This window comes from Novosphingobium mississippiense (genome assembly GCF_044029535.1).
Taxonomy (GTDB): domain Bacteria; phylum Pseudomonadota; class Alphaproteobacteria; order Sphingomonadales; family Sphingomonadaceae; genus Novosphingobium.
Window position 1 is genome coordinate 973368 of sequence record NZ_CP147001.1, and the last position, 14613, is coordinate 987980.

At 64.9% G+C, this 14613-nt stretch carries 17 protein-coding genes and 1 other RNA gene; 9 read left to right on the forward strand and 9 right to left on the reverse strand.

Annotation, left to right across the window (positions count from 1 at the left end):
- Nucleotides 1–147 precede the first annotated feature (147 nt).
- From WBP06_RS04595 to mmsB, 7 genes are all read left to right on the forward strand, one after another.
- Complete coding sequence (locus tag WBP06_RS04595) at nt 148–1641, forward strand: CoA-acylating methylmalonate-semialdehyde dehydrogenase (RefSeq protein WP_395332313.1); 1494 nt, start codon at nt 148–150, stop codon at nt 1639–1641.
- A gap of 76 nt (nt 1642–1717) precedes the next feature.
- Nucleotides 1718–2188 (forward strand): hypothetical protein, encoded by a 471-nt coding sequence (locus tag WBP06_RS04600; protein ID WP_395332315.1) that lies wholly within the window; start codon nt 1718–1720, stop codon nt 2186–2188.
- A 28-nt stretch (nt 2189–2216) separates the two neighbouring features.
- A complete protein-coding gene (locus tag WBP06_RS04605; protein WP_395332317.1) occupies nt 2217–3359 on the forward strand; it encodes an acyl-CoA dehydrogenase family protein in 1143 nt (380 codons plus the stop codon).
- A gap of 18 nt (nt 3360–3377) precedes the next feature.
- The gene (locus WBP06_RS04610; protein ID WP_395332319.1) at nt 3378–4436 is read left to right on the forward strand and encodes an enoyl-CoA hydratase/isomerase family protein; all 1059 of its coding nucleotides are present in this window, start codon (nt 3378–3380) and stop codon (nt 4434–4436) included.
- Complete coding sequence (locus WBP06_RS04615) at nt 4433–4777, forward strand: hypothetical protein (protein ID WP_395332321.1); 345 nt, start codon at nt 4433–4435, stop codon at nt 4775–4777. Before WBP06_RS04610 ends, WBP06_RS04615 begins: the two co-directional genes overlap by 4 nt.
- A 10-nt stretch (nt 4778–4787) precedes the next feature.
- On the forward strand, nt 4788–5570 hold the full coding sequence (locus tag WBP06_RS04620; RefSeq protein ID WP_395332323.1) for an enoyl-CoA hydratase-related protein: 783 nt from the start codon (nt 4788–4790) through the stop codon (nt 5568–5570).
- A gap of 156 nt (nt 5571–5726) precedes the next feature.
- The gene (gene mmsB / locus WBP06_RS04625) at nt 5727–6596 is read left to right on the forward strand and encodes a 3-hydroxyisobutyrate dehydrogenase (protein ID WP_395332325.1); all 870 of its coding nucleotides are present in this window, start codon (nt 5727–5729) and stop codon (nt 6594–6596) included.
- 181 nt (nt 6597–6777) lie between these two features.
- On the opposite strand, the gene WBP06_RS04630 is transcribed toward mmsB, so the two are convergent.
- From WBP06_RS04630 to WBP06_RS04660, 7 genes are all read right to left on the reverse strand, one after another.
- Complete coding sequence (locus tag WBP06_RS04630) at nt 6778–8616, reverse strand: diguanylate cyclase (protein WP_395332328.1); 1839 nt, start codon at nt 8614–8616, stop codon at nt 6778–6780.
- Nucleotides 8617–8747: 131 nt separating this feature from the next.
- Nucleotides 8748–8954 carry a hypothetical protein gene (locus tag WBP06_RS04635; protein ID WP_395332330.1) on the reverse strand — a complete coding sequence of 69 codons (207 nt, stop codon included), beginning with the start codon at nt 8952–8954 and terminating at the stop codon, nt 8748–8750.
- A gap of 5 nt (nt 8955–8959) precedes the next feature.
- Nucleotides 8960–9223 (reverse strand): hypothetical protein, encoded by a 264-nt coding sequence (locus WBP06_RS04640; RefSeq protein ID WP_395332332.1) that lies wholly within the window; start codon nt 9221–9223, stop codon nt 8960–8962.
- Between the two features lie 29 nt (nt 9224–9252).
- Nucleotides 9253–9813, reverse strand: coding sequence for an NUDIX hydrolase (locus tag WBP06_RS04645; protein ID WP_395332334.1), 561 nt, complete (start codon nt 9811–9813; stop codon nt 9253–9255).
- Nucleotides 9810–10493, reverse strand: coding sequence for a TPM domain-containing protein (locus WBP06_RS04650; protein ID WP_395332336.1), 684 nt, complete (start codon nt 10491–10493; stop codon nt 9810–9812). The genes WBP06_RS04645 and WBP06_RS04650 overlap by 4 nt, the downstream gene beginning before the upstream one ends.
- 17 nt (nt 10494–10510) lie before the next feature.
- Nucleotides 10511–11314 (reverse strand): TPM domain-containing protein, encoded by an 804-nt coding sequence (locus tag WBP06_RS04655; protein WP_395332338.1) that lies wholly within the window; start codon nt 11312–11314, stop codon nt 10511–10513.
- Nucleotides 11315–11318: 4 nt separating this feature from the next.
- The gene (locus tag WBP06_RS04660; RefSeq protein WP_395332340.1) at nt 11319–11924 is read right to left on the reverse strand and encodes a LemA family protein; all 606 of its coding nucleotides are present in this window, start codon (nt 11922–11924) and stop codon (nt 11319–11321) included.
- Between the two features lie 215 nt (nt 11925–12139).
- Here WBP06_RS04660 and mscL point away from each other — a divergent pair, with 215 nt between their 5' ends.
- Both mscL and ssrA read left to right on the forward strand, forming a co-directional pair.
- Nucleotides 12140–12556, forward strand: a complete 417-nt coding sequence (gene mscL, locus WBP06_RS04665; protein WP_395332342.1) for a large conductance mechanosensitive channel protein MscL — start codon at nt 12140–12142, stop codon at nt 12554–12556.
- 72 nt (nt 12557–12628) lie between these two features.
- Nucleotides 12629–13030, forward strand: a transfer-messenger RNA (tmRNA) gene (gene ssrA, locus WBP06_RS04670).
- Nucleotides 13031–13046: 16 nt separating this feature from the next.
- On the opposite strand, the gene WBP06_RS04675 is transcribed toward ssrA, so the two are convergent.
- Together WBP06_RS04675 and WBP06_RS04680 are read right to left on the reverse strand one after the other, a co-directional pair.
- Nucleotides 13047–14126 (reverse strand): acyltransferase family protein, encoded by a 1080-nt coding sequence (locus WBP06_RS04675; RefSeq protein ID WP_395332344.1) that lies wholly within the window; start codon nt 14124–14126, stop codon nt 13047–13049.
- Between the two features lie 102 nt (nt 14127–14228).
- Nucleotides 14229–14507 carry a hypothetical protein gene (locus WBP06_RS04680; protein ID WP_395332346.1) on the reverse strand — a complete coding sequence of 93 codons (279 nt, stop codon included), beginning with the start codon at nt 14505–14507 and terminating at the stop codon, nt 14229–14231.
- Between the last annotated feature and the right edge of the window lie 106 nt (nt 14508–14613).

Below are 14613 nucleotides of genomic sequence, written 5' to 3' on the forward strand. Positions count from 1 at the left end.
ATCGTCACTGCGGGAAATCACCCTTCGGGCTGCAAATGTGCAGTTATCGATGGCGTATTTTCAGCTTGCCTGCAAATCGAGCCGGGACCACCTAACCTTCCAAGGGGCGCGCCTGTGCCCGAAGACAGAATTTCGAAAGGATGAGGAATGCGCCTGATTGACCACTTCGTAGTCGGCGGACCCGGCAGTCCGTCCGCGCGTCTCGGCGATGTCTTCAACCCCAGCACCGGCGTGGTGCAGGCGCAAGTGCCGCTGGGCGATGCCGCTCTGCTGGACCGTGCGGTCGCCACGGCGCAGGCCGTGCAGCCCAAATGGGCGGCGATGAACCCGCAGCGCCGCGCCCGCGTGCTGTTCAAGTTCAAGGAACTGATCGAACAGAACATGCAAAGCCTCGCCGAACTGCTGGCGAGCGAGCATGGCAAGGTGGTGGACGACGCCAAGGGCGACATTCAGCGCGGGCTTGAGGTGGTGGAATTCTGCTGCGCCATCCCGCACATGCTGAAGGGCGAATACACGCAGGGCGCGGGCCCCGGCATCGACGTCTATTCGCTGCGCGCGCCGCTGGGCGTGGGCGCGGGCATCACCCCGTTCAACTTCCCGGCGATGATCCCGATGTGGATGTTCGCCCCCGCCGTGGCGGTGGGCAACACCTTCATCCTCAAGCCGTCGGAACGCGATCCCTCGGTGCCGAACCGTCTGGCCGAACTGTTCCTGGAAGCCGGCGCCCCCGAAGGCGTGCTGCAGGTGGTCCATGGCGACAAGGTGATGGTGGACGCGATCCTCGACCATCCGGGCATCGCCGCCGTCAGCTTCGTCGGATCGTCCGACATCGCGCACTACGTCTATTCGCGCGGCGTTGCCGCCGGCAAGCGCGTGCAGGCGATGGGCGGCGCGAAGAACCACGCGATCGTCATGCCCGATGCGGACATGGACCAGGCCGTCAACGACATCATGGGCGCCGCCTATGGTTCGGCGGGCGAGCGCTGCATGGCGCTGCCGGTCGCCGTTCCGGTGGGTGACGAGACTGCCGACATCCTGCGCGAAAAGCTGATCGCCGCGATCGACAAGCTGAAGGTCGGCGTGTCGAACGATCCCGAGGCGCAGTACGGCCCGGTCGTCACCGCCGTGCACAAGCAGAAGATCGAGAACTGGATCCAGACCGGCGTCGACGAGGGCGCGGAACTGGTCGTGGATGGTCGCGGCTTCTCGCTGCAGGGCTATGAGGAAGGCTTCTTCGTCGGCCCGTCGCTGTTCGACCACGTGACGCCGGAGATGAGCGCCTACAAGGAAGAGATCTTCGGCCCGGTGCTGCAGATCGTTCGCGCGAAGACGTTCGAGGAAGCGGTGGAGCTTCCCACCAGGCACCAGTACGGCAACGGCGTCGCCATCTTCACGCGCAACGGCCACGCCGCGCGTGAGTTCGTGAACCGCGTTCAGGTCGGCATGGTCGGCGTGAACGTGCCGATCCCGGTGCCGGTCGCCTACCACAGCTTCGGCGGCTGGAAGCGTTCGGCGTTCGGCGATCACAACCAGTACGGCATGGAAGGCGTCCGCTTCTGGACCAAGGTGAAGACCGTGACCCAGCGTTGGCCGGATGGCGGCGCGGGCGACAGCGCCTTCATCATTCCGACCATGGGGTGATATAGCGTTGCAGGAACAGCGGGGCTGCCCAGGGCGTTCTTCGTTGAATGCCTGAAGTGCAAAAGGACGTTTCGTGATGAATATCAGGACCGTAGCTGCCCCGCTTTCCCTCACCGTCGCGCTCGCTCTGGGCCTTGCGGCCTGCCACAAGCAGCCGCAGCCCGAAGCGACTGCGACGAGCGAGAGCCCGGTGGCGGACGCGGCGTCACAAGCCGTTCCGGCCCCGTTGCCGACCGAAATTCCGGAGGGCCTGCGCGGCCGCTGGGGCATGGTCGATGCGGACTGCACCAGCACCGCCGGCGATGCCAAGGGGCTGCTGACCGTCGATGCCAAGCGGCTAACGTTCTATGAAGCCGTCGCCTCGCTGGGCACCATCAAGTCGGCCTCCGACAAGGCGATAGACGCCGATTTTGCTTTTTCGGGCGAAGGGCAGAGCTGGAACCTTGACGTTGCGCTCTCCAGCCCCGACGGCGGCAAGACGCTGGTCCGCAAGGACACCGGGGCGGATGCGGCGCCGGGAACGCTCACATACAAGAAGTGCCCCTAGAGGCGCCACCAGACAGCAGCAGGATACTATGACCGAACAGTTTGGCCTCACCGAAGACCAACTCGCGATCCAGGAAACGGCGCGCAAGTTCACTGCCGACCGCATCACGCCCTTCGCGGCCGAGTGGGATGAGAAGCACCACTATCCGGTCGACGTGTGGAAGGCGGCGGGCGAACTGGGCTTCGGCGCGATCTACGTTTCGGAAGAGAACGGCGGCATCGGCCTGGGCCGTCTGGATGCGGCGCTGATCATGGAGGCCATGTCTTACGGCTGCCCGGCGACCAGCGCCTATATCTCGATCCACAACATGGTCGCCTGGATGATCGACAAGTTCGGCGACCAGCAGTTGAAGGATCGGTACCTGCCCGATCTGGTGACGATGGAGAAGATCGGCTCCTACTGCCTGACCGAACCCGGTTCGGGTTCCGACGCGGCGGCGTTGAAGGCGACGGCGCGGCTGGACGGCGATCACTACGTGCTCAACGGCACCAAGCAGTTCATCTCCGGCGGCGGCGTGAACGATGTCTACGTGGTGATGGCCCGCACGGGCGAGCACAAGTCGCGCGGGGTTTCCTGTTTCGTGGTGGACAAGGACACGGCCGGCGTTTCCTTCGGCGCACCGGAAAAGAAGCTGGGCTGGAACGCCTCGCCCACCGCGCAGGTGATCTTCGAGGACGCGCGCATTCCGGTCGAGAACCGCGTGGGCGCGGAAGGGGACGGTTTCAAATTCGCGATGGCGGGCCTCGACGGCGGCCGTCTGAACATCGGCGCTTGCTCGCTGGGCGGTGCACAGCGCTGCCTCGACGAAGCGATTGCCTATGTGAAGGATCGCAAGCAGTTCGATCAGCCGATCGCCGAATTCCAGAACACCCAGTTCCGCCTGGCCGACATGGCCGCCGAACTGGAAGCCGCCCGCGCGCTGCTCTACCTCGCCGCCGCGAAAGTGACCGCTGGCGCGCCGGACAAGACGCGCTTTGCCGCGATGGCCAAGATGATGGCCAGCGATACCGGCTCCTCCGTGGTCGACAGGGCGCTCCAGATGTTCGGTGGATACGGCTATCTGAAGGATTATCCCATCGAGCGGTTCTGGCGCGACTTGCGCGTCCATCGTATCCTTGAAGGCACCAACGAGGTCATGCGCATGATCATCGGGCGTGACCTCCTCAAGTAAGCCTTTACGGGGACGACCATGACCACCGATTTGCTGACAGAAGAACTGCTTACGTCCCGCGAAGGCATTGCCGGCGTGATCGCGCTGAACCGCCCCAAGGCGATTCACGCGCTGACTTTGGGCATGTGCGAGTCGATGAGCGATTCGCTCTCCGAATGGGCCGACGATCCCGGCGTGAAGGCCGTGTGGATCGAGCATAGCGAGGGGCGCGGTTTCTGCTCCGGCGGGGACATCAACCTGCTGCGCCGTTCGGCCTTGGAGGATGACGGCCATTCCGGCCGCCGGTTCTTCTTTGCCGAGTATCGGCTGAACCATCAGCTGTTCGAATATCCCAAGCCCGTTGTCGCTTTCATGGACGGTATCACCATGGGGGGCGGCGTCGGCATCTCGCAGCCCGCGCATTACCGCGTGGCGACGGAGAACACCCGCTTCGCCATGCCCGAGACCGGCATCGGCCTGTTCCCGGACGTGGGCGGCGGCTGGTACCTCTCGCGCCTGGAAGGGCGGCTGGGTCAGTTCCTGGCGCTGACCGGCGCGCGGCTGGATGGGGCCGAATGCCTCTGGGCCGGGCTTGCCACCCATTACCTGCAGAGCGAGGACCTGCCCGAAGCCAAGCGCCGCATCGCCGCCGGGCATGACATCGGCGCTGTGCTCACCGCGCTGTCGGTAACGCCGCCGGAGCCGAAGATCGCCGCGCACGATGCGCAGATCCGCAAGCACTTCGCGTTCGATACGCTGGAGCAGGTGCTGGCCTCGCTGGAAGGCGACGAGAGCGAGTGGGCCGTGCGCGAACTCGCCACCTTGCGCACCAAGAGCCCGCAGGCCTGCAAGGTCTCGCTGCGGCAGCTTGCCACTTCGCTGACGCTGGGCACTTTCGCGCAGAACATGGCCATGGAATACCGCATCGGCAGCCGCGTGCTGGTCCTGCCGGACTTTGCCGAGGGCGTGCGCGCAGTGATCGTCGACAAGGACCATGCGCCGAAGTGGAAGCCGGCCGAACCGGAGGGCGTGACCCCGGAGATGCTCGACGCGATCTTTGCGCCGCTGCCGCCCGAGGAAGAATGGAGGCCGATTTGACGTTTGCGACGCCGATCGATCTCTACCACGTCGTCAAGAAATCCTGGGGCCCCGACAGCATTCCCGACCCGTTCGATCCGACGAACCCGTGCCGCAACCAGTGCGCGGTAACGGCGCTGGCGGTGCAGCATTACTTCGGCGGGGACATCTTCAAGACGGCCACCAAGGGCGGTACGCATTTCTACAACCGGGTGGACGGCCGGTTCTGGGATCTGGCGGCCGACCAGTTCGACGAGCCGATCCCTTACGACAACACGCTGACCTCCGCCGACGAGGCGCACGAACACGCCAGCCCGGCCCATCTGGCCGCGCTGATCGCCAACATCGAAGCGAACACCTGAAGGAAAACTGATGAGCTACGAGACGATTCTGGTCGAGAAGAAGGGCAACGTCACTCTCATCACGCTGAACCGGCCGCAGGCGCTGAATGCGCTGAATTCGAAGGTTCTGGCCGAACTGATCGAAGCTTTCGCCGCGTTCGAGGCGGACAAGACGCAGGGTTGCGCGGTGTTGACCGGATCGGGCGAGAAGGCATTCGCTGCCGGCGCCGACATCAAGGAAATGGTCGAGAAGGCCAGCGCCGAATTCTACGCGCAGGACTTCTTCGCCGGCTGGACGGCGCAGATCGTCAAGACCACCCGCAAGCCCTGGATCGCGGCCGTGAACGGCTTCGCGCTGGGCGGCGGCTGCGAACTGGCGATGATGGCGGACTTCATCATCGCCTCTGAAAATGCCAAGTTCGGCCAGCCGGAAATCAAGCTGGGCGTGGCGCCGGGCATGGGCGGATCGCAGCGACTGGCCCGCGCGGTCGGCAAGTCGAAGGCGATGGACATGTGCCTGACCGGCCGCATGATGGACGCTGCCGAAGCAGAGCGTTCGGGCCTCGTCAGCCGCGTGGTGCCGCTCGATCAGCTTCTTGATGAGGCTCTGAAGGCCGCCGGGGCCATTGCCGGCATGCCGCCGCTGGCCGCGATGATGAACAAGGAAATGGTCAACCTGGCGTTCGAGACGACGCTGGACACCGGCCTCATCATGGAGCGCCGCATGTTCCAGGTGCTGACCGCCACCGAGGACAAGGCTGAAGGCATGGCCGCTTTCGTCGAGAAACGCCCGGGCGTCTGGAAGGGCCGGTAATATCCATTGGCGTCATCCCAGCGAAAGCTGGGATCGTTGTGGGCCGGGCACGACTTATGGCTGCCCGGCTATGCAACTGACCTAGCGTAAAGCGACAGCGATCCCAGCTTTCGCTGGGATGACGGGCTTGTGCCTGTGAGATTGGGAGAGAATGTCATGAAAATCGCCTTCATCGGTCTCGGCAACATGGGCGGCGGCATGGCTGCCAATCTCGTCAAGGCCGGGCACTCCGTGAACGCCTTTGACCTTTCCGGCGATGCGCTTGCCCGCGCGGCGGAGCAAGGCTGCGCGGTGTTCGAGACGGTTCCCGACGCGGTTGAGGGTGTCGACGCCGTCGTCACCATGCTGCCGAATGGCGGGATTGTCCGCGCCGTCTACACGCAGGAAGTCTTCGGCAAGGCGCCCAAGGGTGCGCTGTTCCTCGACTGTTCGACCATCGATCTCGCCACCGCGCGCGAAGTGGTCGAACTGGCGCATGGCGAAGGGTACGAGATGGTAGACGCGCCCGTCTCCGGCGGGATCGCGGCGGCCAATGGCGGCACGCTGACGTTCATGGTCGGCGGCAGCGATGCGGTGTTCGATCGCGCGAAGGGCGTGCTGGAGCCGATGGCCAAGGCGGTGATCCATGCGGGCGACACCGGGGCAGGGCAGGTTGCCAAGATGTGCAACAACATGCTGCTGGCGATCCACATGATCGGCACGTGCGAGGCGCTGGCGCTGGCCGAGAAGGCGGGCCTCGATCCGCAGACGTTCTATGAGATCAGCTCGAAGGCCACCGGCTATTGCTGGTCGCTCAACGACTATACGCCGATGCCCGGCGTCGGCGCGACCAGTCCGGCGGACAATGGCTATGCGGGCGGTTTCGCCTCGGCGCTGATGCTGAAGGATCTGCGCCTTGCGATGGCGGGGGCGGAGACTTCGGGCGCGACCGTGCCGATGGGCGAGCATGCGACGAAGATCTACGAGGCTTTTGTTGAGGCCGGCAATGGCGGCAAGGATTTCGGGGCGATCTTCACGACGCTTTGATCGGATTGCAATCTCGCTGATCAACCAACCTCGTCATCCCCGCGTAGGCGGGGATCCCGCTTCCTTCTTCAACGCCAAGGCTGAGACGCACCGTCACCAAGAAAAGCGGGGCCCCCGCCTTCGCGGGGGCGACGGTGTGTAAGGTTGAAAGTCTGGGGTCAGGGCGCGACCGTAGCCCCGCTCAAGCCGCCATCATCTCCGCGCGGCCGTCCAGCACCACGCGGTTACGGCCGTCGCGCTTGGCGCGGTAGAGCGCGGCGTCGGCGGCCTTGATCAGCGTGGAGCCGTCGCGCTCCATGGCCTCTTCCCAGGTGGCGATGCCGAACGACATCGTCGTCAGGCCCAGCATCCGACCGCCCTGGTGGACGGTAAGCTCGCTGATTGCCTGACGGACCATCTCCACCCGCTCGGCGAGCACCCCGGCGGATGACCCCGGCGCGATGATCGTGAATTCTTCTCCGCCGAAGCGGCAGATCACGTCGCCGTCGCGGAAGCGCGTGCGCATCTCCGCCGCCACGGCGTGAAGCACGGCGTCGCCTGCCTCATGCCCGAATTCGTCGTTGAAGCGCTTGAAGTGGTCCACGTCGCACATGACCAGGCTGAGCGGACTGCCGGTGCGCGTGGCGCGGGCGATTTCCAGCGCCAGTGTCTCTTCCATGTAGCGGCGATTGAACAGGCCGGTCAGCGGATCGCGGATGGTCTGTTCGCGCAGGCCACGCTGGAGGCGATGGTTGACGAGGGCGGACGCGATATTCTCGGTCAACACGGTCAGGCGGAAGCGGTTTTCGGCGCCGACCACACCCTTCAGGTAAAGCACGCCGATCACTTCGCCACCGGCCAACAGCGGTTCGCAATGGTAGTGGTCGGTATGGTCGCCCACGTGGGCGCAGACGATGTCCGAGCCCGGTTCGATCACGAAATGGCTCTGGCCGCGGCGCAGCGCCCAGCACTGGTCCGGCGCGAAACCGGCGGTTTCCACTTCCAGCCCGGCCCAGGAGGCGATCGGCACCAGCAGGTTGCGCGAATTGTTGTGGGCGTAGAGTGCGCCGGGGATCTCCGGCAGCACGCGCGGAACGAAGACGCGGATGATGGAGGCCAGCTCCTCGTCGGTGCGGGCAGCCTGCATGCGATGGGCCATGCCGCCCAGCAGTTCGATCACCTCGCCACGTTCGCGCAGCACTTCGGCATTGCGGCTGAGTTCGTGGTTGGCGTGGTGGAGTTGCTCGGCGCTGGTCACCTGATCGGCGACGGCGGCCTGCAATTCGTCCGCCATGGCGTTGTAGCCCTTCGCAAGACGCTGGAACTCGCTGGATTCCATGCGCGCGGTGATGCGCGCGCTGCGGTCTCCGGAACCGAGCTGGCCCATAACGGCCATCATCTGTTCGACCGGGCGGCGAAGGCGGCCGATCAGCGCGGTGGCCATGAACGTGATGGTGATCACCGTGATCGGCGTGCCGAAGATGACCAGCCAGCGGATACTGTCGAGACGGATCTGCACCGCCTGCATGCGTTCGGCTGCCAATGCGCGTTCGGCGTCGAGCAGGTCGTTCAGGCGCGCATTGACCAGCATCATCAGGTCACGGCCCTTGCCGGTGGCGACGCGGCTGCGGGCACCGGCAAAATCGTCCGCGCGGGCAAGGCGGCCGGTCTCGTCCAGCGCCTGGGCGCGCTGGGCGATCAGCGATTGCACCTGCCGCGCACGGGTATTTTGCAACGGATTGTCGGAGGTCAAGGCCACCAGCGTGGCGGCATCGCGGCGGGCGGCGGCAATCTCATTGGCGACGCTGGCGGCGAATTCCGCATTCTGCGTCAGCACGAAGCCGCGCTGGCCGGACTCTGCGGCCTGCAGGTGGCGCATCGAGCGGCTGCCGGTTTCCAGCACTTCGGACGAATGCGCCACCCAGCCAAGACTCGTGCGCATCTGCGCCGATGCATCGAGCAGCAGGCCGGCCAGAACGGCCAGCACCACGCTGAGAATGGCGCAGAGGACGACGATGCGCCGGGATAACGATCCGACCAAGGGAAACTCCATAGAGGGCAAGGCTCCGCCCTCGGTCAATCGTAGGATTCTTGCAACCTCAATCGGTTGCATTGGGCCAACTTTTTGCTGGGCACCTGCCCGAAAATCGACGAATCGAGCGCGCGAAGCAGTTACGGCGCGTCAGGTGGTGGTGCGCGTCGTTCGCGCTCGAATCGCGGCAGGCGCATGCCTTTGGTGCGGCTGGTCAGGTGCCAGCGCCGGCACAGCGGGCAGCGATAGGGGCGCAGTGTCACCTCCGCGCGCGCGACCACGGCCAGAGCCTCTTCTTCCGTTTCGAAGCGCTTCTTGCGCTGGCAGATGCCGAGCGTCGTCTTCATCCGGTTTAGGGCCGGAAGGAGAGCGCGATCAGCGCCAGGCCGATCGCCGCCGCAATGATCCCGCCAATGCGCGTGCCGCGATCCGTGCGGTGCGGCGGATATGCACACAGCGCCCGCCGTTCCTCGAAGTAGGTTTCCGGCGCGCCGCCATCCAGTTCGGCCAGTCGATTCTGCCACTGCGCCACGCTGGCCGCGCGTTTGCGGGCGGGCCATAGCGCTTTCGGCAGCCCGCCGATCAGAGTGGCGACGCCGAGGGCCAATGACTGCATGTCCATGCCTGTGACAGAGCCTGATTGCGTCAGCCCAGCAGCCGGGCGCCCAGCAGCATGAGCAACTTTACATCCAAGGCATAGCCCGCGTTGCGCCATTCGGCGATCCGGCGCTCTATCCCGGCCATGGGCACGCGGTGGACAATGATGTCCTCGCTATCCACGCCGCCGCCTTCGCCCACTTTCACCAGATCGTGCGCGCGGAACAGCGTGAAGCTTTCGCTGACCATGCCGGGCGATGAGTAGAATTCGCCCAGGTTTTCCATGCGGCCGGCGTGGTAGCCGGTCTCTTCCTCCAATTCGCGCGCGGCGGCGACGCTGGCGTCTTCGCCCACCACATCGTCATGGTCGCCAACGAGCCCGGCGGGCAGTTCGATGCAGCGCTTGCCCAGCGGCACACGGTACTGGTCGACCAGGATCACGTGGTCTTCGGCATCGATCGGCAGGATCACCGCGGCACGGATGCCGCGCGCGCGGCTGACGTATTCCCAGCGGCCGCGCTTGCGGGTGGTGATGAACCTGCCCTGCCACATCACCTCGTCAGGCGCGTCGGCATCGGGGGGGAGGGGCAGGTGGGTCAATTCGGTCATACTTCGATCAGCCTGTCGGGTAGTTCGTTGATATCGTCATCGGCGCGCGGGAAATGTTCGGACAGGATCGCGCCGACCTTGCCGACCGCCACCACCATGCCGTCCGCCACGCGGTCTTCGCCCACATGGGCAAGCATCGCGGACATCACATGGCCCCAGACTTCCGGGTCCACTTTGGCGGCGATGGCCTTGTCCGCCACGATTTCCGCCCGGTGTTCGCGCATCGAAAGGTAGATGAGCACCCCGGTGCGGCCCACCGTGCGCTGTTCCGCGCCGATGCGGAAGGCGCGCAGGGCATGGGCGTGCACGCGCATGGTCTTCACCGGGCCGGGCACCAGCCAGAACTTCAGCGGCTGCCACAGTTGCAGCGCCAGCATCGCCCCGAACTTGATCGCAACCACGCCGGCAGCCAGGCCGATGATCATGCGCGGCGTCCATTCGTGGCCCCACTCGGCCAGCATGTGGTCGTAAAGGCCCATGTAGAAGCCGGGCGCAATCGTCAGCGCGGCGAGGGCGAGGAACGCCACGACCGCGCTCCAGGCCAGGGCAACGTCGGTATAGCCGTCCGAACGGTCCGCCAGCACGGTGACGATTTCGCCCGAGCTGTGCATTTCGGCTTCGCCCACGGCGGCGCTGATACGGGCGTGATCCTCGGGCGAAAGGTAGATGGGTGAGGGCATGTCCGGGTCTCTCTCCTCTACCAGCTTCCGCTCGCGCCGCCGCCGCCGAAGCTGCCGCCGCCACCGGAAAAGCCATCGCCTCCGCCGAAACCGCCGCCGCCGCCCCAGTGATCGTCGTCATCGTCGCGGCCGAACGGGCCGGGCATCCAGATGATCGGACCGCCAAGGCCGCTGCGGCGGCGGCCGCCGCCGCGCGCCTCGTTGATCATCGGCAGCACCACGAACAGCACGATGAAGCCAATGAAGATGATGGTGCCGATCGGAAAGCCGCCTTCCTGCGGCTTGCGCGCGGCATCGGCATCCGCCGCCACCTTGCGGGCCTGATCGGGCGGCAGGGTCAATTGCTTGATCAGCGCATCGGCGCCGGCATTGATTCCGCCGGGATAGTCGTTGGCCTTGAAGCGGGGAAGAATCTGGTTGTTGATGATCAGGAACGAGAGGCCGTCGGTGATGATCGGTTCCAGACCGTAGCCGACCTCGATCCGCACCTTGCGCTCGTTCGGTGCCACGATCAGCAGGGCGCCGGTGTTCTTGTCCTTCTCGCCGATGCCCCAGGCGCGGCCGAGCTGGTAGCCGTAATCGGAAATCTCGTAGCCCTGCAGGCTGGGCAGGGTGACGACCACCAGCTGGCGGCCGGAGTTCTTCTCCAGCGCGTCCAGCTTCTGGGTCAGCTGCGCCTCCTGATCGTCGGGGATGATGTTGGCATCGTCGACGACGCGGCCGGTCAGCTTGGGGAACGTCGGTTCGGCGGCCGCCTGCTGGGCAAGCAGCGCGCCGAAGGCCAACAGGATGGCCGCAGCAACGGCCCGGAGGGCGTTCACCGGATCACATCTTGCCTTCGAGGCTGGGCGCCACTTCCGCGCCCGGCGTCGTCGCCTGATAGGGTACCAGCGGGTCCGCGCCGCGCAGCTTGGCGCCGATCATCGTCGGGAAGGTGCGGACTTCGGTGTTATAGTCCTGCACTGCCGCGTTGTAATCGCGCACGGAGATGCGGATGCGGTTTTCCTGACCTTCAAGCTGGCTCTGCAGCATCTGGTAGTTCACGATCGACTTGAGGTCGGGATAGCGTTCCACGCTGACCAGCAGGCGCGAGAGGCTGTCGCCGAACTGGGACTGGGCGGCCTGGAACTGCTGCATCTTGGCAGGATCGTTGAGATCGCTGGCATTGACCTGCACGCTGGTGGCCTTGGCGCGGGCTTCCACCACGCCGGTCAGGATTTCCTTTTCCTGCGTGGCCGCACCCTTGGCCACGGCGGCAAGGTTGGGCACCAGGTTGGCGCGTTCCTGGAAGGCGGCCTGCACGTCGGCCCACTTGGCCTTGGCAGCTTCCTGCTTGGTCGGCACGGAGTTGAAGCCGCAGCCGGCCAGCGATGCCGTCACGCCCACGACAAGGGCGGCGCGGCCGATACGCGATGCAGGGGAAAGGCGCATGGGGGGTGATCCTCCTGATGGACTTATGCTCAAAGACGGACCGGAACGGTCGCGTCTCGTCCTGTTGGCATAGATAGCAGGCGTATATGCCGGTTCAAGCACCGGCGCCATTGCAACTTATGGTTGCAACCGATTGTTACCAAAGGGCCATTGTGGCAAATCTGCGCGGTGCGGCCAGGCAGACTTGCCCGAGAAACTCAGGGGATCAGTTCATTATGCTACAGGAATTCAAGACCTTCATCGCCCGCGGCAATGTGCTGGATCTGGCGGTGGGCGTGATCATCGGCGCCGCTTTCGGCAAGATCGTGTCCTCGCTGACGGACGATGTGATCATGCCGTTCATCGGCCTGATCACCGGCGGCATCGATTTCAGCAATAAGTACGTGGTGCTGGGATCGGTCCCCGCCGGGTACACCGGGCCGATGACCTATGCCGGGCTGAAGGCCGCAGGCGTGGCCATGTTCGGCTATGGCGCGTTCCTGAATGCCGTGATCAATTTCCTGATCCTGGCCTTCGTCATCTTTCTTATCGTGCGTCAGGCCAATCGCCTCATGCCCGCCAAGAAAGTCGCGCCTGCCGGCCCCACCGAAGTGGAACTGCTGGCCGAAATCCGCGACGCGCTGAAGAAGTAGTCGCAGAAATAATCCATCAGGGGAAACTGCCGGGAAATCCGGCGCGGAGGGCGGGGAGGGCGCAAGCTCTCCCCCCTTTTCTTTTGCGGCGGACGCCCTATATGCGTCTCTGCCGGCTTGCCGGCTATGATGATAAACTGCGCCGTACAATAGGCACAGCGGACCCGGGGGCGGTACCCGGCGGCTCCACCATCACCCGTCCAGCCAGGCTGGGCAACCCTGTTGTCGCAGGGGTGATGACGGGGCCGAACTAGGATCGACGTGTGTTGAAAAGCGGTGTTTTCTTCCGGGCTGAGTAACCCGTTCAAGGCTCAAAACTCATAAGTGCCAACGACAACGAAGCACTTGCTCTCGCGGCGTAATTCTAGGGCCTAGCGGCCTGAAGTTACAAAGTTAGAACACGGTTGGACCCACCGGGTAACAGAAGCGGATTCCAGGGGCTGGGGGCGAGCCTTGCAACAGAATCGCCCTACCTTCCTTTCATTTTCCGTCACACGGCAGCCGGGTTAAGCGGCGCGCCGGTGCCTGTTCGCGGGTTGGCGCGGATACGGCGCGAAAGCCAGTGCGATGGACGCTCCACTGCTGCCCAGAGCAGGGTGGCGCCACCGATGCAGACGGCCAGGATCAGCACCAGGCAGATCAGGTCGGCGGCGGGCCCATCGCCGAATAGCCGATGCCCCACGAAAGCTGCGGCACCGGTCAACGGGTTGTGGACGAGGTAGAGGCTGTAGGAAATCGCGCCCAGAAACTGCAGCCAGCGCCAGTTGAGGCCGCCCTGCGCCCAGCCGCTGCGCATCGCCAGATAGAGCAGGATCGCGGTCAGTGCGGCGGTGCGATCGAAGCCCGGCGTTGCCAATAGCACCGCGCCGAGGATCAGGCAGGCCAGCCTGGCCACTTCCGAATCCACCGCTCTCCGCGCCAGTACGCCCAGGTAGAACACGCCCCAGTGCTGCACGAACACGCCTGACCAGTCCTGTCCAAACTGGCCGAGGGCGGAGGCGAGCGCCAAAGCCCACATTGCCAGGGCGGGCCAGGGCGCCAGCGGCCATCCCGCACGCGTCCATTTCGCGCGGATCAGCAGCATCAGCGCAAGGAAGACGTAAAACTGGATTTCGTAGGCCAGCGTCCAATAGGCGAGGTTGATCGGCGCGATCTTCAGCAGATCCTGCAGATAGAATACGTGTGCGGCGATCTGTCCGGCGGTGGGCATCAGATGGGGTTGATGCCGCACCATCGCCGAGAACCCGGCAAAGGCGATGGCAAGCGCGATCGACACCCAATAGGCCGGGGCAAGGCGGATCGACCGCCGCACCAGAAACCGGCCAAAGTCGGCGCCGTTTGCGATCGGTATGTCTGCGGGGCTCCTGCCGATAAGGCTATGCGCGATCACGAAGCCGCTGAGCGTGAAGAAGATCGCAACGCCCAGATGCCCGTCCGCGAAAAGGAACGGCGAAAGCGGGGCCAGGCTCTTGAGGTGCCCGCCTTCGGCGGCGTGGAACAGCAGGACCCAAAGGCAGGCGATTCCGCGCAATGCCTGGATGACCGTATAGTTCGTGCGACTCTCCGCCATGGCCGCAGAGTGTCAGCCAAGGCGCCGCCCGGGCAAGAATCAGGACTGCGGACGGCAAAGGAAGGGCGGAAGAATCGGGAGCCCGAAAGGCCTCTCGGCAGATCAGGCGGCTTCACGCTCCGGAAGCGCGGCTCGGCCCGGGGCTGGCTCCGCTGCGGCCAGCCGCTGCGCCTTCTCGTACTTCAGGGCGTCCAGGATCTTGCCGCCGGCCATGAACACCGCGCCGGTGCAGGCCAGGAACAGCAGCTTGCCGCCAAAGCCCGGGAAGCGGGTGAGATAGACGCTGCCGCGCTCCACCGCGCCCAATGCGAGCGCGTAGATGATCATGTAGGCTTCCCAATTCGTCTTGATGACAAACAGACGGGCGATCTTGCGAAACATGACGTTCCTTCTCGGCCTCGCCCCCACCTTGCTCTCATTCCACTGAGCAACGTCCATGCCAGTCACGGGTTCCAGGCGGACTTGATGGTTGACGAGTCCTTACAAT

Bases quoted from the DNA above. Each gene is read 5' to 3' on its own strand.
- WBP06_RS04595 (WP_395332313.1), top strand. From the start codon at position 148: ATGCGCCTGATTGACCACTTCGTAGTCGGCGGACCCGGCAGTCCGTCC.
- WBP06_RS04600 (WP_395332315.1), top strand. From the start codon at position 1,718: ATGAATATCAGGACCGTAGCTGCCCCGCTTTCCCTCACCGTCGCGCTC.
- WBP06_RS04605 (WP_395332317.1), top strand. From the start codon at position 2,217: ATGACCGAACAGTTTGGCCTCACCGAAGACCAACTCGCGATCCAGGAA.
- WBP06_RS04610 (WP_395332319.1), top strand. From the start codon at position 3,378: ATGACCACCGATTTGCTGACAGAAGAACTGCTTACGTCCCGCGAAGGC.
- WBP06_RS04620 (WP_395332323.1), top strand. From the start codon at position 4,788: ATGAGCTACGAGACGATTCTGGTCGAGAAGAAGGGCAACGTCACTCTC.
- mmsB (WP_395332325.1), top strand. From the start codon at position 5,727: ATGAAAATCGCCTTCATCGGTCTCGGCAACATGGGCGGCGGCATGGCT.
- WBP06_RS04635 (WP_395332330.1), bottom strand. From the start codon at position 8,954: ATGAAGACGACGCTCGGCATCTGCCAGCGCAAGAAGCGCTTCGAAACG.
- WBP06_RS04640 (WP_395332332.1), bottom strand. From the start codon at position 9,223: ATGCAGTCATTGGCCCTCGGCGTCGCCACTCTGATCGGCGGGCTGCCG.
- WBP06_RS04645 (WP_395332334.1), bottom strand. From the start codon at position 9,813: ATGACCGAATTGACCCACCTGCCCCTCCCCCCCGATGCCGACGCGCCT.
- WBP06_RS04650 (WP_395332336.1), bottom strand. From the start codon at position 10,493: ATGCCCTCACCCATCTACCTTTCGCCCGAGGATCACGCCCGTATCAGC.
- WBP06_RS04660 (WP_395332340.1), bottom strand. From the start codon at position 11,924: ATGCGCCTTTCCCCTGCATCGCGTATCGGCCGCGCCGCCCTTGTCGTG.
- mscL (WP_395332342.1), top strand. From the start codon at position 12,140: ATGCTACAGGAATTCAAGACCTTCATCGCCCGCGGCAATGTGCTGGAT.
- WBP06_RS04675 (WP_395332344.1), bottom strand. From the start codon at position 14,126: ATGGCGGAGAGTCGCACGAACTATACGGTCATCCAGGCATTGCGCGGA.
- WBP06_RS04680 (WP_395332346.1), bottom strand. From the start codon at position 14,507: ATGTTTCGCAAGATCGCCCGTCTGTTTGTCATCAAGACGAATTGGGAA.